Genomic DNA, 20,989 nt, shown 5'->3' with positions numbered 1-20,989 from the left:
TATTTTTTTCTGAAACGATTATCATTCAAGCTATGAAAAATCCATATCTTCTGCTACTGCTTTTTTTTATGCTGAACAGTTTTCAATCGCATGCACAGGTAATTTATGTCGACCCACAACTAGCTGCTGATTGCGAAGGGAATTATTCTGTTTCGAACCGCAACTGCAGCGGCTCTGATGGAGATGCTTATAAAGCATTACAATCGGCTGCAAATGCTGCAATTGCAGGAACTCAGGTATTGATTAGGGGTGGTATATACAATGAGCCACTTAGCCCTAAAAACTCCGGCGAAGAAAAGAATTACATAACTTTTAAAAATTTCGATGGTGAAGTAGTTGAATTTACCGGAGATTTACTCGCCCCTGCCATATGGATTGACCAAAAAGACTACATTGTAATTAAAGGTTTAAAGTTCCTGGATTGTCCTCAATTCATGTCGATTAAATCATCGTCCCACATTACCGTTGAAAATTGCGACTTTGAGAACAGTACCATGTTTGAATCCTGTCAGTTAAAAACCATGGGTGACTATTTTCACTTCAAGAATAACATAGTGAAAAATGGAACCGACCTGCTTTCTATTCAGGGTGGGAGCAATCATTTGGTTGAGGGCAATACCTTTCACACCGCATCTCATACCTGCCTGGTTTTTATGGGTGTCCATAATTCAGCCATTCGAAACAATACATTGATCAATCCGATTCAAAAGCTCCTCGAGATATTTGCAACCCGCGACAGAGAGTGGACTGGCCCCTACCGAAAGAGCGAACACATACTCATTGAAAATAACCTGTTTGGGCCGAATTCACAACGAGAAGGGCTTTACAATGGCAAGGAAGCTCCGGCAAGTTGGGGCATTCAATTTGCTGGAGTAAAGTGCATTATGCGAAATAACATATTTGCCGGCTGCGAAGGAGGCATGGATATTTGCGGATATGGCAAGATTGGAGGAGATGGTGACTCTCCCGAAGCTGTATTCAATTTTAGTAACCGGATTTATAATAACACGGTTTATTCCAACGGAGAGAAAGGTCGTTATGGCAGTGGGCCGGGAGTTAAATTTTCACACAATTCAGATTCTGAGTTTTATGACAATATCTTCATAAACAATATATTCTATGCAAACAGGATATTCAAGGATGCTCATACAAAAAGGGATGTGCCAAGTGTTCAAATCGCTTTTCGTTCCCCAGCCAATCCTTCAGAAACCCGATTCTACAACAATAACATCACAGCACAGAGTGATAAGGATGAAGATGTAGTTTTAATGGGGAAAGAAGACAAAGGCTATACCCTGGATGCCTTTGAAAAAACCTATCCCGATTATTGCAGGAACAATATTCAGGGAAATCCCCGGTTCATAGCCGACTCACCCAATCTGAAAAATCTTGACCGAGGCGAATATGAATTAACAAAAGGTAGTCTCTGTGTAGATGCGGGGAAATTTCTGACGTATGCAATTGGTACAGCTCAGAATAATGTTTTGAAAGTTGAGGACCCTTATTTCTTTACCGATGGATTTAATATTGTTGAAGGGGATATGATCCGTGTTGGGGATGAAGAAGTTCAAGTAATAAGTGTTGATTACGATACCAGGTACTTGGTTCTAAGTAAAAAGATACAATGGCAAGACAAAGCTCCTGTAAGTTTGATTTATAAAGGAAATGCACCTGATATCGGAGCAGTAGAAAGTTACTAGCCGCTGTGCCGATAGGTACGGCATGCTTTTCTATTGAAAAAATGAGAAGAAAATACATATGTTTTTTAATTCGATCTGGATAAAAAAAATAGGTGTTTGCAGTAATTTAAAAACTCCCCGTATAAGGATTTTACACTTTAAATAACTTCATAAACTAGAATATGGAACGACGTAAATTTATCAGAAATTCAGCACTTGGTCTTGGGGCTGGGGTTTCATTAACTTCAGCAACAATGTCCTCTAAACGATTAAATGAAGAGTTCGAAGTTGGGAAGTTACCACGGGAAGTATGGATTGCGACTCTAACATTAACCAAAATTGACGCAGTTAATCATCAGGAGATGATAGAGAAAGTGTTAGGCCATATGGAAGATATTGTAAACTATAAGCCCGATATAATTTGTCTTCCTGAGGTTTTTCCTTTTTTCCATATATCAGAGAAAATATCGATAAAAGATGTTGCCGAGAAACCTTTAGGGAAAATAACCAGGCGCTTGGCTGAGTTCGCTAAAAAGCATAGAACCTATATTATCTGTCCACTCTATACAGTAGAAGATGGCAAATATTACAATGCCGCAGTGGTTATCGACAGAGCAGGGAAGGTATTGGGCGAATACCGGAAAATTTATACAACGGAGGGAGAAATGGGTAAAGGAGTTTCTCCGGGGCCACTTGATCCACCAGTATTTAAAACTGATTTTGGCACAATTGGAGTACAAATTTGTTTCGATCTTGAGTGGAACGATGGTTGGGATAAATTGAAGGAAAAGGGGGCAGATATTGTTTTCTTTTGTTCAGCATATTCTGGTGGAAAAGCCGTAAATACCAGAGCATGGCAAAACAAATTTTGCGTGGTTTCAAGCACAATTAGTGGCACAGCAAAAATTTGTGATATCACCGGTGAAGAAGTTGCAAAAACAGGAAGGTGGGAAAGATATTGGGCTATTGCACCGATAAACCTTGAGAAAGCATTCCTTCATACCTGGCCCTTTTGCCAACGGTTTAAAGAGATCAATGCAAAGTACGGACGAAAAGTAAAGATTACCAATTTCGATGAAGAAGAATGGTCAATTATTGAAAGCCTTTCGCCTGATGTTAAGGTTGCCGATATACTTAAAGAATTTGGTATGAAGACCCATGAAGAGTATATAAAATGTGCAACCGATATGCAAAAAAAGCTTAGAGGTTAAACGACCTCTAAGTTAATGCATTACGATAATTATCCATGCAAGAAAACTCAGTACATATTTATTTAAACATCAAGTAAGATGAAATTAGTTCAAACATTAACAATCCTTACTTTATTTATTCTAATTGCCCTTACATCATGTAAGAATACAAATAGAGAAGGACAATTCTCAGCAGATGTTGTTATTTACGGAGGTACTTCTGCTGGTATTTCTGCAGCAATTCAAACTGAGAGATCGGGGAAGTCAGTTATATTAATAGAACCAACGAACCGTCTGGGTGGACTTACCACCGGAGGTCTTGGACAGACCGATATTGGCAATAAACAGGTAATAGGAGGTATCGCCCGAGAATTTTATCAAAACATTAAGACGCATTATGAAGATTCTTCAAGTTGGATTTGGCAGATGAAATGTGAATATCGGGATGGAGGACAAACTCGAACCAACAAAAACGAAGACGCGATGTGGACTTTCGAGCCTTCTGCAGCTCTTAACGTTTACCATAATATGATCAAGGGACTCGACATTCACATCGTTTACAATCAGCAACTCAATAGGTCAACAGGAGTATTAAAAACCGGCAACACCATAGAATCCATAACCATGGAGTCGGGTGAAACATATCTCGGCAAAGTATTTATTGATGCCACGTATGAAGGTGATTTGATGGCTTCAGCGGGTGTAAGTTATGCTGTTGGCAGAGAGTCTAATTCTAAATATGGAGAGTCTTTAAATGGTGTGCAGAGCAGCGATACAAGTCGCACATTTACGGGTGTTTTATCAATAAATGCAAGAAATCACAACCTTGTTAAGGGAGTCGATCCATACATTATTCCCGGAGATGCTTCCTCAGGCTTGCTTCCCGGAATTAATCCAAGCATTGAAAACGACGGAAACGGTGATCGGAAGGTACAAGCCTATTGTTTTCGAATGTGTCTTACGGATCACCCTGAGAACCGTATTCCGTTTATTAAGCCAGCAGACTACAATGAACAAGCTTACGAACTACTTTTTCGGAACTATGAGGCAGGCTTTAATCGTATGCCCTGGATCAATAGTTCAATGCCAAATCGCAAAACAGATACGAACAATAAACATGGAGTATCTACTGATTTTATCGGCGGCAACTACAGCTATCCGGATGCTTCCTATTCAGAAAGAAAAGAAATAGTTGCGGCTCACAAGAGTTATCAGCAAGGTTTAATGTGGACCTTAGCTTATCATCCCCGAATCCCAAAGGATATTCGAGATCATATTTCTCAGTTTGGAACCTGCAAGGATGAATTTGAGAACAAAGATGGCTGGCAGCAGCAATTATACATTCGAGAGGCAAGACGCATGGTTGGAGAATTGATGATGACCCAAAAACATTGTGAAGGAATTCAGACAGTTTCTGATGGGATTGGTATGGCAGCGTATGGCATGGATTCTCACAATACGCAACGATATGTGACCCCAGAGGGATTTGTATCCAACGAAGGAAACGTCGAAGCTCATGTAAAAGCTCCATTTCCGATAAGTTATCGTTCCGTGATTCCAAAAAAAGAAGAATGCTCTAATTTGCTTGTTCCGGTTTGTCTGAGTGCTACACATATCGCTTTTGGTTCTATTCGAATGGAACCCGTATTTATGGTTCTTGGCCAAAGCACCGCCGTAATTGCCTCTCTGGCAATTGATAATAACAAAGGAGTTCAGAAAGTAGAGTATAACGAGATAAAAAATAAGTTGATCAAATTAGGGCAGGTTCTGGATTAAAATGCATTGGAAAGATTTTTAGTAGAACAAACGGGAATACAATATTTCTTATTTGATAGCAACCTAAAACGATAACATGATAAGCAAACTAAAATTTACCCAATTAATAGGACTTATATGGATTGTGTGCTCTTGTTCCGTAAATGAAACAATACCTCGATATGAAGACTTTCCGAAGATTGATGCACATGTGCATATTCGGACAGCAGATTCGGAAATAATGCAGTTCGCCAAAAAGGAAAACTTTAAGTTGATTACACTCTGCACAAGTTCAGGGAGTAGTGAGTTTATTAAACAACAACTTGATTTTGCTACAACGCAAAGGAATAAATTTCCACAAACAATAGCCTATATCACTACTTTTTCGATGGAAAGATTTAAAGAGCCCGGATGGCAGGATGAGGTGATAAAAAAACTGGAAAAAGATTTTGAAGATGGCGCCATAGGGGTAAAAGTTTGGAAAGACATTGGGATGACTTTCCGTGATAGCCTTGGTAATTTTATCATGATTGATGATCAACGCTTCGATTCGATATTTAATTTTATTAAAAAGGAAGGGAAGGTTGTTGTTGCCCATATTGGTGAACCTAAAAATTGTTGGCTGCCCATTGATTCGATGACTGTAAACAACGATAAATCATATTTTGCTGCCAATCCTCAATATCATATGTACCAACATCCCGATTACCCATCCTATGATGACCAGATAAATGCACGAGACAGATGGTTAGCAAAAAATACGGATTTAAGGGTTGTTGGGGCACATTTGGGAAGCCTTGAGTGGAGCGTCGATGAGCTGGCCAAAAGACTTGATAGATATCCGAATTTTGCTGTTGATATGGCTGCCCGAATTTGCCATTTTCAAGTTCAGAATTCAAAAAAAGTACGTGATTTTATAGTCAAATATCAGGATCGGTTAATCTATTCCACTGACATTATTTCAGACAATAGTAATTCTAAAGAAGTTATTGCCGAATTGAATCAGGAATGGCGGGCCGATTGGAGGTATTTTACAACTGAAGATGAGATGAGTACCCCAAAGTTAGATTCTCCTTTTATGGGTTTAGGACTTGATGTGAAGGTGTTACGAAAAATTTACCACGATAATGTAATACAGTGGTATCCTGGAGTATTTCAATAAAACTAAATAATAGTATTAGATGTCTGAAAATAAACAAATATACAATTTACATATCTCTGGATTGAGGATCGCTGTGCTGGTTTTGTTCTGTGTAATAGGGTTAAACATTGCTTCGATAGGCAATGAAAAGACTACAAAAAAACAAAATGCTAAATCAGGTTTAACCTATATAAATCAGTTTATCGAAAATGGTTCGAATTTGAATTGGGAGTTGGCTGATAATAATACCGTAAATATTTATTTAGGATATGACTACGAGCGAAACTCACTGAACCGGGCATACGATCATTGGCATTTTTTGCTTGAAGCTGAAAAGGGAAATGATGTCACCCTTATCTTTCATAATTTCAGTGAAATTTACAATGGGAAACAAATGCCTTTTGAGACCTGGATTATGGATTGCATTAGCTCGCCAGATGACCGAAACTGGCAACATGTTCCCGTGGAATGGATAGATGATGATCGGATGAAAGTTAAAATCCACATGGAATCAGATTCCCTTTATATTGCCAGGGTTGAACCTTACCGGGTTAGTGACCTTCAAAATTTGTTGTCAGAGATAAAAGAAGATGAGCAGGTTAAAATTACCCCAATTGGAAATACTGTTGAAGGAAGGGAACTTCAGGTAATTCAGGTAGGAAGCAACAATTCGCCACACAAAATATTTATTCGTGCACGGGCTCATGCCTGGGAAACAGGCGGCAATTGGGTGGTTGAAGGGATTATCAAAAAACTGCTTGACAATTCGAGAGAATCCAAGGGATATTTAGCTAATTACACGGTTTACATTCTACCCATGGCAAACATGGATGGTGTAGCAAGAGGAGTTTCCCGGTTTAACCTGAATGGCATGGATTTAAATCGGAACCTTACAGAACCAGCAAATCCTGTCCTTTCTCCTGAAAATGCGGCAATGGAAGGTTGGTTGGAAGGAATGATTGCCAAAGGACTTAAACCCGAATTAGCGATTGATTTCCACAATGATTCGAATGGCCCTTTGTTCTTTTCAGGCAAAGGGAAAGATAATAAGAGATATGTAGGGAATATGAGATTGTTGGAGAAGTTACTACGCGAAAAGACATGGTTTAGCGAAAGTACCTCTTTTTACGGGACAACTTCGTTCGAAGAAGGGTTGATGTCGAGGTATGGTATCGATGCATTGGTCTACGAACTCAATGCACACTGGATAAAGAGCCTGGAAAAGAAACCACTTTCAGAAGACTGGATACTTCTCGGCGGTCAATTATGCACTGTCTTTGACATCTATTGTAACGAGATAAAAGAAGATTAAATTTTATTATAGTTGATATAAGGGAGTTTGGGTAAGCAAGGCAATCTCGTCAACCTTAAATATTCAAAATGAATTTTACCAGAAGGAATTTTATAAAAGCAACTTCAGTTTCAACTGCGGGAGTAGCGATTGCCCCGGAATTAGCAGCTAAACTAATTTCATCACACAAAACAAACAAAGTGTGCGTGTTTTCTAAATGCCTTCAATTTCTCAATTACGAAGAGTTAGGTAAAACAATCGCAAAATTAGGATTCGATGGAGCAGATTTGACAGTGAGAAAAGGGGGACATGTTTTACCCGAAAATGTAATAGTCGATTTGCCAAAGGCTGTTAAAGCAATTCGAAAGGCGGGGGCAGATGTTCATATGATTGTGACAGATATTAATGATCCTGATGATAAGCATACCGAAAATATATTGAGTACAGCCGCTGACTTAGGTATTAAATACTACCGGATGGGATATTTTAAATACAATTCCAACGATACAGTATTTGATAGTCTTGACAACAATAAACGTCAATTGGAAGGTCTGCTAAAGTTGAACAGGAAGTACAATGTTAAGAGTGGCTACCAAAACCATTCAGGACCATGGGGAATGGTGGGTGCTGCGGTTTGGGATTTGCATTATCTGCTAAGAGATTTTGACCCTAAATACATCGGAGTTCAGTACGACATTATGCATGCAGTGGCCGAAGGAGGTTTCTCTTGGGAAGTGGCGCTAAAAGTAATTGCCCCATGGATAAATAGTTTAGCGATAAAAGATTTTGTGTGGAAAAAAGGAGGAAAAAGATGGGAAACAAAATGGGTTCCGCTAGGCGAAGGAATGGTCAATTTTAAAAAATATTTGAATGAAATTGATGCAAAACTTTCTTCGGTACCGATAACACTACATTATGAATATGATCTGGGCGGCGCAGAGTTAGGGAATAAAAATCCATCGATGTTACCAGAAGATATATACAAGCATCTGACGCGTGACCTTCATTATTTTAAAAATACATTATTAGGAAGCTAAAAATTGAAAAGTATGGAAGAGAAAAAATCAAATAAAATATCCCGCAGAGATACATTAAAAGCTTTGGTAACATTACCTGTGTTGGGCTACTTTGCAAATAGGTTTTATGTGAAATATGAAAATGATTTAAGTAGTTCAGATTTCACGCGAATGAAATTGGAGGTTGCCGATACTTCCATTCAAATACCCGCAGCCGGATATTCTTCCAAAGGAAAGCAAATACGTCTTGGGATTGTAGGCAATGGCTTTCGGGGGCCTCAGGTGTTGAGATCGCTGGGCTTTGCAGAAAAAGAGTGGTCTGAAGATAAAATTAAAAACGGAGTACCTGGTCCAAGGTTGCAGAGCTTTTTAGACCAGGAAGATTTAAATATTGTGATTACAGGCGTTTGCGATACTTTTTCGCAACGGGCTGAAGAAGCTGCTGATATTGTGTCAAGCCCATTTCGGTCGGGAGGGGCAAAACAATTGAACCGCCCCAAGATTTACGCAAATTACAGGGAAATGCTTGCCGATGATAATCTGGATGCAGTTGTTATTTTAACTCCCGACCATTGGCACGCAAAAATGGCTATAGATGCAGCACGGGCAGGAAAACATGTTTACCTCGAAAAACCAATGTGCCAGACAGCCGAAGAGGCGAAGCTACTGCGAGATGTTACTTTGGAAACCGGAATAATACTTCAGGTTGGTCACCAGAACAGGCAACAGGCAAGCTATATCATGGCAAAAGAGATTATCGATAAAGGGGTAATCGGGCCTGTGTCATTAGTAGAAACTTATACCAACAGAAACAATGATCATGGAGCCTGGATACGGGGAATCCCTAAAAATGCGAATGCGTCGAATATAAATTGGAAGGAGTTTCTTGGCGATAAAGCCTGGAGGGAGATGGATTTAGACCGATATTTTAATTGGCAAAAATGGTTCGAATATGGCACAGGGCCCGCGGGTAATCAGTTTACGCACGAATTTGACTGTGTAAACCAAGTGATGGATTTGGGTATCCCAAAACGTGTTATTGCATCCGGTGGTAACTATTATTTTAACGATCCGCGCGATATCCCAGATGTGTTTAATGCAATTTTTGAATACCCCGATAGAGGGATGTCGTTAACCTATGATTGTACGCTGCGAAACAGCAGGTTACGCGACAAAACCTTTCTTGGCAAAGATGCTTCAATGGAAGTTAATGTTGGGGTTGCTGTATTTCCTGATTCACAATCGGAGAAGTATAAGAAATATGAACTCGAATCAGATACCCCGTTATATACCTATCATCCAAAATCGGATGCTGTTGATGCAGTAACTTCAGCAACTGCAAAATATTACCACGATCGGGGATTTGGATATACTTACCATAACGGAAAAAAGCTGGATGCAACATATTTACATGTAAAAGAGTGGTTGTACTGTATTCGACAAGGGATACAACCCAGTTGTAATGTAAATCGCGGATTTGAAGAAACGACAACCTTCTATATGTCGAATCTTGCTTATCTGGAAAAGAGGGTAGTAGAGTGGGATGCTGAAAATGAAAAGATTATTTAAAAATTAAGAACATGAAAAATGTAAATTATACAAGTTGGCAAATAGCTGCTTTAGTAATACTGAGAGTGCTTATTGGGTGGCATTTTTTATATGAAGGATTAGTTAAAGTTATTAACCCTGCCTGGTCGGCAGCATCGTTTCTAAATGCAGCACAAGGCCCTTTTGCTAATTTATTTAAAAGCATGGCTTCAAATGCAGCAACCTTGGACGTTATTAATTTCTGCAATCAGTGGGGGCTGGTTTTGGTTGGGCTAAGTTTAATTGTTGGGCTATTGAGTCGCTGGGCTTGTATAGGTGGAATGGCTTTGTTGTTTATGTACTATATAAGCAACCCGCCTTTTATTGGGTTAGATGCTATTGCCGTAGCCGAAGGAAGTTACCTCATAGTGAATAAAAACCTGATTGAATTATTCACTCTTTTTGTATTATTCCTGTTTCCAACAGGTGAAATTATTGGATTAGACAGATTGCTTGCCTTTGCTAAATTGGCAAAGTAACTCTTCTGTCTAAAAAGGACGTTCGCTGAACTTTATCGATGACAAACAACTACTACGATAGTAAGCAAAATAAGAAATTTGAAACGAACATGATAAACTCTTTTTACGCAGCTTGTCACGAATTTTAATCGGGTGAAGCATGCTTATCAAGCGAGTTACTCATGATACCTTTAACTACAATCAACTTTAATCTTATGAAATACAGGCATTTAATTCTGATTATCTTACTTTCTGTTTCAGGCAGTTTAGGCAGTTATGCCCAAAAACGGGAATTTGATCATATCAAACGTCAAACAATAGGAGGGTACAATGTTTATTTCGGGACATTACACAACCACTCCAACGTTTCAGATGGTTTAGGTACACCCCATGATGTTTATTACTACGCATACCGTTTTAGTGATATGGATTTTTTTAGTTTGGCCGACCACGATCTCTGGATTGAACCTTCGGAATGGGATGCAATGAAAATTGCAGCTGATGAATTTAACAAAGATGGCGTATTTACAACATTTCGGGGATTTGAATGGTCGAGTGATGTGGGACATGTGGCAGTAATTAATTCTGAAGAATACTGTTCGTGTAAGGCTGAACCTGAAAACACTTTTACCGGTTTGCTGAATTGGGTGAATAAGACTGAGTGTGTTGCTTTCTTTAACCATCCTGGAAGGGAAGATGTGAATAATAATGAATTCAACCATTTTACAGATACCCCTTCCGATAAATTTGTTGGAATGGAGCTATGGAATGGTCGCAACGAATTTAGCAGGTACTATTATAACGATGGTTATTATCCGAATGATGACAAAAAATCATTTTACGATGAAGCTAATATGAGAGGATGGAAACTTGGTGCAACCGGTTCCGAAGATAACCACCGGGGAGATCATGGAAATTATACTCAAAAGCGGTTAGCCATTTTAGCTGACACATTAACCAGGAGTGCTCTTTACGAAGCCTTAAAATCCAGACGCTTTTATTCTACTCTTGATAAAACTTTAGCTCTCTCTTTTAAAGTTGGAGGGAATGAAATGGGAGCTATCATAAAAAGTGATACTTATAGTTTTATTGTTTCTGCATCAGATACTGAAAATGAAATTTTTACCATAGTGCAGATGTATAAAAACGGGAAGAGGCTAAATGAATGGAACATCATCGAACTTGATGTGACTATTACCGGAGAAATTGATACTTCGCCCGGTGATTATTATTATGTGAAAGTAACTCAGCAGGATGGAAATGAAGCAATTTCTTCACCGGTTTTTATAGAGAACTAATTTTGATCATTAAGAGCAATGGCTTAAAATATAAAACGATTGTGCCCTACCTGCTTTAGAATAACAATAAAGAGTCCAAATACCACCAAGACCATTTTATGAACAACTGAAAAACCAATCTTCGAAGATTTATCCAAAAGCATCGAAAGGAACAGAACGAATGCTGACATATAAAAGAATTCGACATTGATAGATTTAGAGTAAAAAATAAATTGGTTGTAGAGATGTATAAAACACACTGCATTCATACTTAATCACGACAAATAAACATAAAATGAATAAGCTAAAAAATTACCTGTTTTTGCTTTGTGCAATTTTAGCAGTAGCCAATCATTCAACTGCACAACAATTAATAAGAGTCCGACCAGTCGAAATAGATGATGTTTTAACAAATCCCGGTAAGGGATTCATGACCTTTCAACGTTTTAATGGCGACAGCTTAAATTCAGGCAATAGCTGGACTGAAGGATTTCCGATTGAATACCAGGAATTTGACGGGGATTTAACCAATGAGGATCACCCCGCTACAACAATTGCATATTTTCGTATTTATTGGAAATATATTGAACCCGAAGAGGGGAATTACAATTGGGATTTGCTTGACCGGGCATTGCAAAGCGCCACGAGTAGAGGACAGACTTTAATGATTCGGATTGCCCCCTATGGAACCTATGATAATGAAGATGTTCCTGATTGGTACAGGAAAATGGTAGATCCCAAACGTGAGTGGAAAAGTCCGGTTCCAAAATGGGCTGTAGATCCTGAAGATCCAAGGTATGCCCAATATTTTGGAAGAATGATACGAGCGATGGGTGCAAGGTACGATGGACATCCTGACGTTGAAGGAATCGACTTGGCGATTGTTGGTGCGTGGGGAGAAGGAGAAAGTTCTCAATTACTTTCCAAAAATACTATGCAGCTGCTAGTGGAAGCATATACCGAATCGTTTACAAAAACACCCTTAATTGCCTTGTTAATGGATGAAAAAACCAATAAGTATGCTGATTCCTTTGGGGATATGGGCTGGCGGGTTGATTGTATTGGCGATCTTGATTTTTGGGCAGCCGAAGAAAATGGCTTTGCGCACATGTACGACCTTTATCCACAAAGAATAATTAATTGCGGGGTGAAAGACGCATGGGAAAGTGCGCCATTAAGTTTTGAAATATGTGGAACATTTCTTCGATGGAAAGAAGAACAAGGATATAACCGACAAGATGTTGAGTATATTTTTAATGAATCTTTGAAATGGCATATCTCATCTTTTAATGCTAAATCATCGCCGGTGCCTGAAGAATGGAAAGATTTGGTAGATGAGTGGCTTAAGAAAATGGGGTATCGTTTTGTGCTTCGCACTATTTCTTATCCCGAATATGTTGCTCCCGGAGAGATGTTTCGATTTAAATCGTGGTGGGAAAACAAGGGTGTTGCTCCAATTTATAAAGATTTTCTTTTAGCAATAAAGCTTACAAACGATGCCAGAACGGAAGTTTTTATTACAGACGCTGATATTCGATCATGGTTGCCTGGCGACAATATTTATGATGATGCAATTGCTATTCCATGGGATATGCCAACGGGAAAATATCAAATGCAGATTGGAATCGTTGATAAACAGACCCACCAACCTAAAGTTAACCTTGCTATTGAAGGGAGAACCAATGAAGGTTGGTACTCATTTGGAGAAATAGAAATTAAGGATATTAAATAATAAGAAGAAAAATGAAAAAGGAACTGTCAGTTATAATAGTTTTGGTTACTATATTTTTTATTTCATGTGCGGAGGAGCACAGCTCATTAAAAAGTATTGAAATAAATGTTAAAGCACCTTTTGAGATGCCAGGCATCAAAGTGCCTGATTTTAGCAACTGCAAAAAGCTGTTAATAACCGATTTTGGAGCAGTGCCGGGAAATAAAGACAAAACGTCGAAGGCTATTGCTGATGCAATTTATCAGGCAAATAAAGTTGGTGGTGGAATTGTGGTCATTCCTAAAGGTGTCTGGCTGACGGGAAAAATCCATTTTAAAAGCAATGTCAATTTACATCTAGATGAAGGGGCGATGCTTTTGTTTTCGGATAATCCGGACGATTATTTGCCTGCTGTTTCTTCAACATGGGAAGGCATGGAGTGTTACAACTATTCACCATTAATTTATGCTTTCCAGTGCCAAAACATAGCTATAACAGGCAAAGGGGTTTTAAAAGCAAAGATGGATGTGTGGACCGAATGGTTCGAACGCCCCAAAGCACATATGGATGCCCTTATCAGGCTGTACCATATGGGAGCAAAGGATGTTCCTGTTACAGAACGTCAAATGGTTGGCGACAGTGCCCATCTGCGCCCACAATTTATTCAGTTTAACCGTTGCGAGAATATTTTGATAGAAGGGATCTCTATAAAAGACAGCCCTTTCTGGGTAATTCATCCCTTCCTTTCAAAAAATATTGTAATCAGAGACGTTGAGGTTAAAGCGCATGGGCATAATAACGATGGGGTGGACCCTGAAATGAGTCAAAATGTTTTGATTGAGAACTGCACTTTTGACCAGGGCGATGATGCAATAGCCGTAAAATCAGGTCGCAACCAGGATGCATGGCGTTTAAACACCCCATCTAAAAATATTGTCATTCGAAATTGTACCGTAAAAAACGGTCACCAGTTATTAGCAATTGGAAGTGAATTGTCGGGAGGAGTTGAAAATATTTTCATGGATAATTGTATCGTTACCGAAGAGGCAAAATCGTCGTTAAACCACCTTGTATTTATAAAAACCAATGAACGCAGGGGTGGTTATGTTAAAAACATATTTGTCAGTAACATCAAAGCCGATCATATAAAAAACGGGATACTTGGTATTGATACAGATGTATTATATCAATGGCGGCATTTGGTTTCTACCTATGAACGCAAGCTAACTTCAATCGAAAATATTTATATCGAAAATATTCAGGTGTCGGATGTACAGTTTGTTTCTAAAATTCAGGGGCAGGCAGAACTGCCTGTTAAAGAGGTGAATTTGAAAAATGTGACAGCTGATACGATTCACAACAAAAGATTCATACATGAAAATCTTGAAGGTTTTAGCTGGGATGAACAACCGTCAGAACAGAAGGAATAATAAAAATCTTAATACCAAATAAATAGTATTAGTTATGTTTTTAAAAAATGATTTAATGAATACCACAGAAAATACGCAATCCCGGTTACTGTCCCTGGATTTTTTCAGGGGATTTACTATGTTTTTATTAATAGCAGAGTTTACTTTTTTGTTCGACCACCTTGTTTCACCTCAACTTAAAGGTTCTTTTGTTTTTTTCATTGGTGAACAGTTGCATCACCATCCCTGGCATGGGCTTAGGTTTTGGGATTTGATACAACCATTTTTTATGTTTATTGTGGGGGTGGCAATGCCTTTATCATTCTCAAAAAGAATAAGTAAAGGAGATAGTTATAAATCCATATTAAAACATATAATCACTCGCTCATTGCTGCTCCTTTTATTAGGATGGGGATTGTATTGTATTCCCGATGGAATTGCGTTCCGATTTCAAAATGTATTGGCACAACTTTCTGTAACTATTATAGTTGCCTTTCTTTTAATACGAAAATCACCCTTAACTCAAATCTCGGTATCTCTTGGAATATTGATTTTTACAGAAATTATTTACCGCGTTTTCTGGATAGAAGGATTCAACCAGCCATTTACTCCAGACCACAATTTTGGAGCCTGGTTTGATATGATGATTTCAGGGGAATTGGCATCCGGGCATTGGGTGTCGTTTAATGCCATACCGACTTCTGCTCATACCATTTGGGGAGTTTTGGCCGGCAACTTATTAATGAGCAATAAAACAAATAAAAAGAAGCTTTATATTTTAATAGTTGCAGGAATTGTTGGGCTACTTATAGGATATGGACTAGATCCAATAACTCCTATAATTAAACGAATCTCAACTACTTCATTTGTATTTGCAAGTGCCGGATGGACTTTTCTAGCCCTTGCAGCCTCTTTCTGGCTAATTGACATGATGAAGGTTCAAAAAGGAGTGAAATTTTTTGCGGTAGTTGGTATGAATCCTTTGTTTATTTATCTGTTTGCGCATGTTGGAGGTGCTGATTTGTTGGGACAAGTTATCAGACCATTTTCAACAGCACTTTTTGGATGGACAGGGGAACTTGGCACACTAATCATTACCTCTCTATTGGTAGCATTTGGGCTTTGGTACATCTGTTATTGGATGTATAAACGGAAGTTGTTTATTAAAATTTAATTCACTCATTCTAATAAAAGAACAATGAACAAACTACTCTGTACAGGATTAAAAATACTTCTACTCGTATTTACTTTGAATGTGAATGCGCAACATAAAAAGCAGCATCAAATTACCATTCCAGTTGAAAAAAATATGGAATGGTGGTCAGGTGTAATTAATCATGGAAGTTTGATGCCTGTTCAAAATGGCTATAAAGCAAATTTAAATGACAACTATGGCAATCAGGTGCAACCTATGCTCCTTTCGAGCCAGGGGCATGTTATTTGGTCGGAAGAACCATTTGAAATATCCTTAGAAAATGAAATGTTAAATGTGTCATCTCCAGATTCATCGTTGATTTATTTTAAGGCAGGAGAAACTTTAAACGAAGGATTCAATTTCGCCGCAAAGAATTATTTCCCACCATCAGGTAAATTGCCAGATGAGTTGTTGTTTGCCGCCCCTCAGTACAATACATGGATTGAATTGATGTATGATCAGAATCAGGAAGACATCTTAAACTATGCACGTCAAATAATTGCAAACGATTTTCCGCCAGGAGTATTAATGATTGATGATAACTGGCAAGAGGATTATGGGAAATGGGAATTTCATGAAGGTCGTTTTTCTAACCCAAAAATGATGATTGATTCGCTTCACGCAATGGGATTTAAGGTGATGTTGTGGGTTTGTCCCTTTGTTAGTCCTGATTGTGATATATTCCGTAGCTTAAGTGACGACGCAATGCTTCTGACTGATAAATTGGGGAAGCCTGCGGTTGTGGAATGGTGGAATGGATACAGTGCTATTTTAGACCTTTCTAAAACTGAAGCCAACCAATGGTTTAAAGGCCAACTTGATAAGTTAATGGTAAAATACGGCATCGATGGTTTTAAGCTAGATGCCGGCGATTTTGAGCATTATGCTGAATGCTATTCAGGGGTAGAAAAGGTAATTCCTCAAGAACATTGTGAATTATATGCAAGGATTGGGCTTGACTACCCATTGAATGAATACAGGGCAATGTGGAAAATGGCCGGACAACCAATTGTTAACCGGCTAAGAGACAAGCTTCATACTTGGGATGATTTGCAAAAATTGGTGCCCGATATTTTAGTGCAGGGAATTATGGGCTATAGTTTTGCTTGCCCTGACATGATTGGAGGTGGAGAATTCCTTTCTTTTTTAAATACTGAAACTATAGATCAGGAGTTAATTGTTAGATCGGCGCAATGCCATGCTTTAATGCCAATGATGCAATTTTCTGTTGCCCCCTGGCGAATATTGGACGATGAACATTTAGCCGCGTGTAAAAAGGCAGTTGAAATAAGGGAAGACTTTGTGCCCTTAATTCTTGAACTTGCAAAAGAATCTGCAGCTTCAGGCGAACCAATCGTTCGTCCTATGGAATATGTTTTCCCACACCAGGGATATGAAAAGGTAAAAAATCAATTTATGCTTGGCAACGATATCCTTGTAGCTCCCGTCCTTGAAAAAGGGGCGCAGAGGCAAAATGTAATACTCCCAAAAGGTAATTGGATAGATGAAATTGGAGTTACTTATAAAGGGGGTAAGTCTGTGAATATAGAAGTTTTTTTGGATCGTCTGCCTTATTTTAAAAGAGTAAAATAGAGGTGGTTTTAGGCCAATCGCTGGCGAAATTTAGTTATGCCATGGAACAGACATAAGTTTAAAATAATTGCAGATCAACTGGGACCTTTTGATAAATGGTTCCCATACACTTTTGGTTTAACGTGGCTAAAATCTATGCATGAACAATTCACTCCACCTGATTTTTGAACTGATCCCGAGGTAGGCTTCAGTTAACAAATTCCACGATAAAAAAGGGCAAAAAAAAAGGCAGCTTCTACAAGCTGCCTCAAAGCCATGAAAACAATTAAACAATGTTCAGAAAACAGAAAACTAGAAACAATTAAATAGTCATTATATCTTTTTCTTTAGCTTCCACTAAAGAATCGATCTTCTTCGAATAGTTGTCAGTCATTTTTTGTACATCTGCCTCGGCATCCTTTTGGATATCTTCCGACAAACCGTCTTTTTGCAATTTTTTCAAGCTGTCGTTAGCATCTTTTCTTGCTGACCGTACACTGATCTTGGCATTTTCACCTTCCTGATGCGCCTGTTTTACCAAGCCTCTCCTTCTCTCTTCCGTCAAAACAGGAATGTTAATTCGAATAATCTCTCCGTTGTTATCCGGATTAAAACCCAAATTGGCTGCCATAATTGCCTTTTCAATTTCAGAAATTAATTTCTTTTCCCAAGGTTGAATGGCAATGGTCCTTGCATCAGGTGTACTCACATTTGATACCTGACTTAGCGGTACCAAACTTCCATAATATTCTACATGAACGCCATCCAACATGGTTGGTGAAGCTTTTCCTGCTCTAATGTGAACCAACTCCTTTTCGAGGTGCCCAACTGCTCCCTCCATCTTCTCTTTACAGACGTCTAAAACGAAATCTACTTCCTCTTGCATTAGTTAAAACACTGTATTACCAACCGTGGATTGTTAGCAAATATAGAAAAAATATATAAACGTGAAAATTTTTTAAATAATTTATTCCCAATTCAAATAAACCCGGATCAGTTATGCACAATCGTTCCAATTGGTTCCCCATTCATAACTCTTTGCAAATTACCTTTTTGATCCATATTAAAAACCAGGATAGGCAAATTGTTTTCCTTACACAAAGTTGTAGCGGTCAAATCCATTATTCGCAAATTGCGCGCATAGATCTCGTCAAAAGTGATGCTCTCGAATTTGGTTGCTGAAGCATCTTTTTCCGGATCGGCCGAATAAATTCCATCTACCCGGGTACCTTTTAACATAACATTCGCTTCAATCTCAATTCCTCTTAAAGCGCTGGCTGTATCGGTGGTAAAATACGGATTTCCCGTTCCTCCCGATATAATGACAACTTCACCTTTTGCCAATGCATCAACCGCTTTTTCCTTTGAATAGTACTCGCCTACAGGCTCCATGCGAATAGCAGTCATCACCCTGGACCGGACTCCGCCATTTATTAATGCAGAGTTTAACGCCAGGCTATTAATTACCGTAGCCAGCATTCCCATCTGATCGCCTTTTACCCGATCAAACCCTTTGGCAGCTCCGCTTAAACCACGAAATATGTTTCCGCCTCCAATTACAATACCTACCTCTACTCCACTCTTTACCAAAGCGGCTATCTGCTCTGCGTAATCATTTAAGCGGATTTGATCAATTCCGTATTGCTGATCTCCCATCAGTGATTCTCCACTCAGCTTTAAAAGGATGCGTTTGTATTTCGCCATGAGTTTTATTTTAATTGCCCGACAAAGTTAAAATACTTTTCCTTTTCTGACACAAAAAAGCCGGCTGTCTTCCGGCAGCCGGCCCGACACTCAGGGTGTCTTCATACTATTACCCTTCGCAATAATAGTACTCAATATCAAGCGTTTTTTAAGAGTATCTTTAACTAACAGTAAACGAAGATGTTATTTTTTACTTCTGAAAAATATGAGCAATATCAGATTTGGGTATTAATGACACTTCGCTGGGATAAACCCCGTTGACTCAATCGAATCATAAACATAATTATTTTAGCCCAATAACAGCGCCATAAAGGCCGTTTTCTGTGTTCGAACAGAGGTCAAAATCTAAATAATGTCTATTCCTTTCTTTTTGCACAATTCCAGCGACAACTCACTTAACTTATATTTTTGGATTTTACCGCTGGCGGTCATCGGAAACTCTTCAACAAAAAAGATATAACGGGGAATCTTAAAACGTGCGATCTTTCCCCGGCAGAAGTCAACCACTTCTTCCTCGGTCAGCTGCTGGCCTGCTTTTACTTTAATAAAAGCCCCCACTTCCTCTCCGTATTTTTTGCTGGGCACTCCGGCAACTTCCACCGCTTCAATCTGAGGGATCTGAAACAAATAGTTTTCAATTTCGCGTGGGTAAATATTCTCTCCACCCCGGATGATCATATCCTTGATTCGTCCGGTGATCCGGTAAAAGCCATCTTCTGTTTTCACTGCCAGATCGCCCGAATGCAGCCACCCTTCCGCATCAATAACACTTGCAGTGGCTTCCGGATTGTTATAATATCCTTTCATTACATTGTAGCCGCGGCAGCAAATTTCGCCCTGCTCTCCGGTCCGGCAAAGTTTCCCGGTTTCGGGATTTACAATCTTCACTTCCACGTTGGGGTATTCAAAACCAACAGTAGTGGCACGTACCTCAGGCGAATTGTGTGTCCGTGTTGCAGTCATTCCCGGAGAAGATTCCGTAAGACCATACACCACGATAACATCTTTCATGTTCATCTTTTCCATCACTTGCCGCATGGTTTCAATCGGGCAAAGTGCACCCGCCATAATCCCCGTGCGCAACGACGAGAGGTCGAACATATCAAACATCGGGTGATTTAACTCGGCAATAAACATGGTAGGAACACCGTACAATGCGGTACACTTTTCTTTCTGAACAGAAGCCAATACCATCAACGGATCAAAATCTTCGGTAAAAACCAGAGTAGCTCCGTGTGTAACAATGGAACAAACCGCCAGTACACATCCAAAACAATGAAAGAGTGGTACACACACCAGCAGCCGGTCCTTTTGCGTATATTTCATACACTCGCCCGTTGCAAATCCATTGTTCAGAATATTATGGTGCGACAACATCACTCCTTTCGGAAATCCGGTGGTACCCGAAGTATATTGCATGTTCACCACATCGTGACAGGCAACCGTTTCTTTTACACTTTCCAGCTCGAGGTCGTCGATGTGATTTCCGAGAAGAATAAGTTCTGAGGTGTTGTACATCCCCCGGTGTTTCTGCTGCCCCACAAAACCAACGTTACGCAGTTTTGGAAACTTTTCGCTGCGAAGCTCGCCACGCGCCTGAGTCTTTAACTCGGGAACCAAATCAAAAATCATTTGCACATAATCACTGTCGCGGTAGCCGTCTACCAGGAAGAGTGAATGCAGGTCAGCGTTGTGCAGAATGTACTCGATCTCCGACAGCTTGTAATTGGTATTAATGGTCACCAAAACGGCTCCTATTTTTGCCGTGGCAAACATCAGGGTTGTCCAGTCGGGTACATTTTTAGCCCAGATACCCACTTTGTCCCCCGGACGAATACCAATAAACAGCAGGCCTTTGGCCAACTGATCTACACGGTCGTTAAACTGCTTGTACGAAAAACGCAGGTCGCGATCCGGGTATACAATAAAATCATGGTCGGGAGTTTCATAGGCCCATTTTTCCAGCATCTGGCCCAGTGTATAATCGAGTAGCTGCATGTTGGC

At 39.3% G+C, this 20,989-nt stretch carries 16 protein-coding genes; 13 read left to right on the top strand and 3 right to left on the bottom strand.

From position 1 onward, the window contains the following. Positions 1-32 precede the first annotated feature (32 nt). From D1614_RS04430 to D1614_RS04365, 13 genes are all read left to right on the top strand, one after another. A complete protein-coding gene (locus D1614_RS04430) occupies positions 33-1,700 on the top strand; it encodes a right-handed parallel beta-helix repeat-containing protein (protein ID WP_119436686.1) in 1,668 nt (555 codons plus the stop codon). A gap of 161 nt (positions 1,701-1,861) precedes the next feature. After that, on the top strand, positions 1,862-2,890 hold the full coding sequence (locus D1614_RS04425) for a carbon-nitrogen hydrolase family protein (RefSeq protein WP_119436685.1): 1,029 nt from the start codon (positions 1,862-1,864) through the stop codon (positions 2,888-2,890). A 78-nt stretch (positions 2,891-2,968) separates the two neighbouring features. Beyond that, the gene (locus D1614_RS04420) at positions 2,969-4,645 is read left to right on the top strand and encodes an FAD-dependent oxidoreductase (RefSeq protein WP_119436684.1); all 1,677 of its coding nucleotides are present in this window, start codon (positions 2,969-2,971) and stop codon (positions 4,643-4,645) included. Between the two features lie 76 nt (positions 4,646-4,721). Then, positions 4,722-5,786 (top strand): amidohydrolase family protein, encoded by a 1,065-nt coding sequence (locus D1614_RS04415; protein WP_119436683.1) that lies wholly within the window; start codon positions 4,722-4,724, stop codon positions 5,784-5,786. Positions 5,787-5,805: 19 nt separating this feature from the next. Continuing rightward, positions 5,806-7,077, top strand: coding sequence for a M14 family zinc carboxypeptidase (locus D1614_RS04410; RefSeq protein WP_119436682.1), 1,272 nt, complete (start codon positions 5,806-5,808; stop codon positions 7,075-7,077). Between the two features lie 68 nt (positions 7,078-7,145). Further along, the gene (locus D1614_RS04405) at positions 7,146-8,093 is read left to right on the top strand and encodes a sugar phosphate isomerase/epimerase family protein (RefSeq protein WP_119436681.1); all 948 of its coding nucleotides are present in this window, start codon (positions 7,146-7,148) and stop codon (positions 8,091-8,093) included. 12 nt (positions 8,094-8,105) lie between these two features. After that, positions 8,106-9,641 (top strand): Gfo/Idh/MocA family protein, encoded by a 1,536-nt coding sequence (locus D1614_RS04400; RefSeq protein ID WP_119436680.1) that lies wholly within the window; start codon positions 8,106-8,108, stop codon positions 9,639-9,641. An 11-nt stretch (positions 9,642-9,652) separates the two neighbouring features. Further along, the gene (locus D1614_RS04395) at positions 9,653-10,138 is read left to right on the top strand and encodes a DoxX family membrane protein (protein WP_119436679.1); all 486 of its coding nucleotides are present in this window, start codon (positions 9,653-9,655) and stop codon (positions 10,136-10,138) included. A 194-nt stretch (positions 10,139-10,332) separates the two neighbouring features. Continuing rightward, a complete protein-coding gene (locus D1614_RS04390; protein WP_162304412.1) occupies positions 10,333-11,415 on the top strand; it encodes a CehA/McbA family metallohydrolase in 1,083 nt (360 codons plus the stop codon). A gap of 274 nt (positions 11,416-11,689) precedes the next feature. Further along, on the top strand, positions 11,690-13,126 hold the full coding sequence (locus D1614_RS04380; protein WP_119436676.1) for a DUF4832 domain-containing protein: 1,437 nt from the start codon (positions 11,690-11,692) through the stop codon (positions 13,124-13,126). An 11-nt stretch (positions 13,127-13,137) separates the two neighbouring features. Beyond that, on the top strand, positions 13,138-14,535 hold the full coding sequence (locus D1614_RS04375) for a glycoside hydrolase family 28 protein (protein ID WP_119436675.1): 1,398 nt from the start codon (positions 13,138-13,140) through the stop codon (positions 14,533-14,535). 55 nt (positions 14,536-14,590) lie between these two features. Then, positions 14,591-15,688, top strand: a complete 1,098-nt coding sequence (locus tag D1614_RS04370) for an acyltransferase family protein (protein ID WP_119436674.1) — start codon at positions 14,591-14,593, stop codon at positions 15,686-15,688. A gap of 24 nt (positions 15,689-15,712) precedes the next feature. Continuing rightward, on the top strand, positions 15,713-17,302 hold the full coding sequence (locus D1614_RS04365; RefSeq protein ID WP_119436673.1) for a glycoside hydrolase family 31 protein: 1,590 nt from the start codon (positions 15,713-15,715) through the stop codon (positions 17,300-17,302). 301 nt (positions 17,303-17,603) lie between these two features. Here D1614_RS04365 and frr read toward each other — a convergent pair whose 3' ends face one another. The 3 genes from frr to D1614_RS04350 form a co-directional block, all read right to left on the bottom strand. Next, positions 17,604-18,167 (bottom strand): ribosome recycling factor, encoded by a 564-nt coding sequence (frr, locus tag D1614_RS04360; RefSeq protein WP_119436672.1) that lies wholly within the window; start codon positions 18,165-18,167, stop codon positions 17,604-17,606. 107 nt (positions 18,168-18,274) lie between these two features. Continuing rightward, positions 18,275-18,985 carry a UMP kinase gene (gene pyrH, locus D1614_RS04355; protein WP_119436671.1) on the bottom strand — a complete coding sequence of 237 codons (711 nt, stop codon included), beginning with the start codon at positions 18,983-18,985 and terminating at the stop codon, positions 18,275-18,277. A gap of 345 nt (positions 18,986-19,330) precedes the next feature. Then, entirely contained in the window at positions 19,331-20,983 is a 1,653-nt protein-coding gene (locus tag D1614_RS04350) for an AMP-binding protein (protein ID WP_119436670.1), read from the bottom strand. Between the last annotated feature and the right edge of the window lie 6 nt (positions 20,984-20,989).

It is taken from the genome of Maribellus luteus, assembly GCF_003576475.1.
Classification (GTDB): domain Bacteria; phylum Bacteroidota; class Bacteroidia; order Bacteroidales; family Prolixibacteraceae; genus Draconibacterium; species Draconibacterium luteum.
This window is presented reverse-complemented; position numbering and strand designations above follow the sequence as displayed.

Bases quoted from the DNA above. Each gene is read 5' to 3' on its own strand.
- D1614_RS04430 (WP_119436686.1), top strand. From the start codon at position 33: ATGAAAAATCCATATCTTCTGCTACTGCTTTTTTTTATGCTGAACAGT.
- D1614_RS04425 (WP_119436685.1), top strand. From the start codon at position 1,862: ATGGAACGACGTAAATTTATCAGAAATTCAGCACTTGGTCTTGGGGCT.
- D1614_RS04420 (WP_119436684.1), top strand. From the start codon at position 2,969: ATGAAATTAGTTCAAACATTAACAATCCTTACTTTATTTATTCTAATT.
- D1614_RS04415 (WP_119436683.1), top strand. From the start codon at position 4,722: ATGATAAGCAAACTAAAATTTACCCAATTAATAGGACTTATATGGATT.
- D1614_RS04410 (WP_119436682.1), top strand. From the start codon at position 5,806: ATGTCTGAAAATAAACAAATATACAATTTACATATCTCTGGATTGAGG.
- D1614_RS04405 (WP_119436681.1), top strand. From the start codon at position 7,146: ATGAATTTTACCAGAAGGAATTTTATAAAAGCAACTTCAGTTTCAACT.
- D1614_RS04400 (WP_119436680.1), top strand. From the start codon at position 8,106: ATGGAAGAGAAAAAATCAAATAAAATATCCCGCAGAGATACATTAAAA.
- D1614_RS04395 (WP_119436679.1), top strand. From the start codon at position 9,653: ATGAAAAATGTAAATTATACAAGTTGGCAAATAGCTGCTTTAGTAATA.
- D1614_RS04390 (WP_162304412.1), top strand. From the start codon at position 10,333: ATGAAATACAGGCATTTAATTCTGATTATCTTACTTTCTGTTTCAGGC.
- D1614_RS04380 (WP_119436676.1), top strand. From the start codon at position 11,690: ATGAATAAGCTAAAAAATTACCTGTTTTTGCTTTGTGCAATTTTAGCA.
- D1614_RS04375 (WP_119436675.1), top strand. From the start codon at position 13,138: ATGAAAAAGGAACTGTCAGTTATAATAGTTTTGGTTACTATATTTTTT.
- D1614_RS04370 (WP_119436674.1), top strand. From the start codon at position 14,591: ATGAATACCACAGAAAATACGCAATCCCGGTTACTGTCCCTGGATTTT.
- D1614_RS04365 (WP_119436673.1), top strand. From the start codon at position 15,713: ATGAACAAACTACTCTGTACAGGATTAAAAATACTTCTACTCGTATTT.
- frr (WP_119436672.1), bottom strand. From the start codon at position 18,167: ATGCAAGAGGAAGTAGATTTCGTTTTAGACGTCTGTAAAGAGAAGATG.
- pyrH (WP_119436671.1), bottom strand. From the start codon at position 18,985: ATGGCGAAATACAAACGCATCCTTTTAAAGCTGAGTGGAGAATCACTG.
- D1614_RS04350 (WP_119436670.1), bottom strand. From the start codon at position 20,983: ATGCAGCTACTCGATTATACACTGGGCCAGATGCTGGAAAAATGGGCC.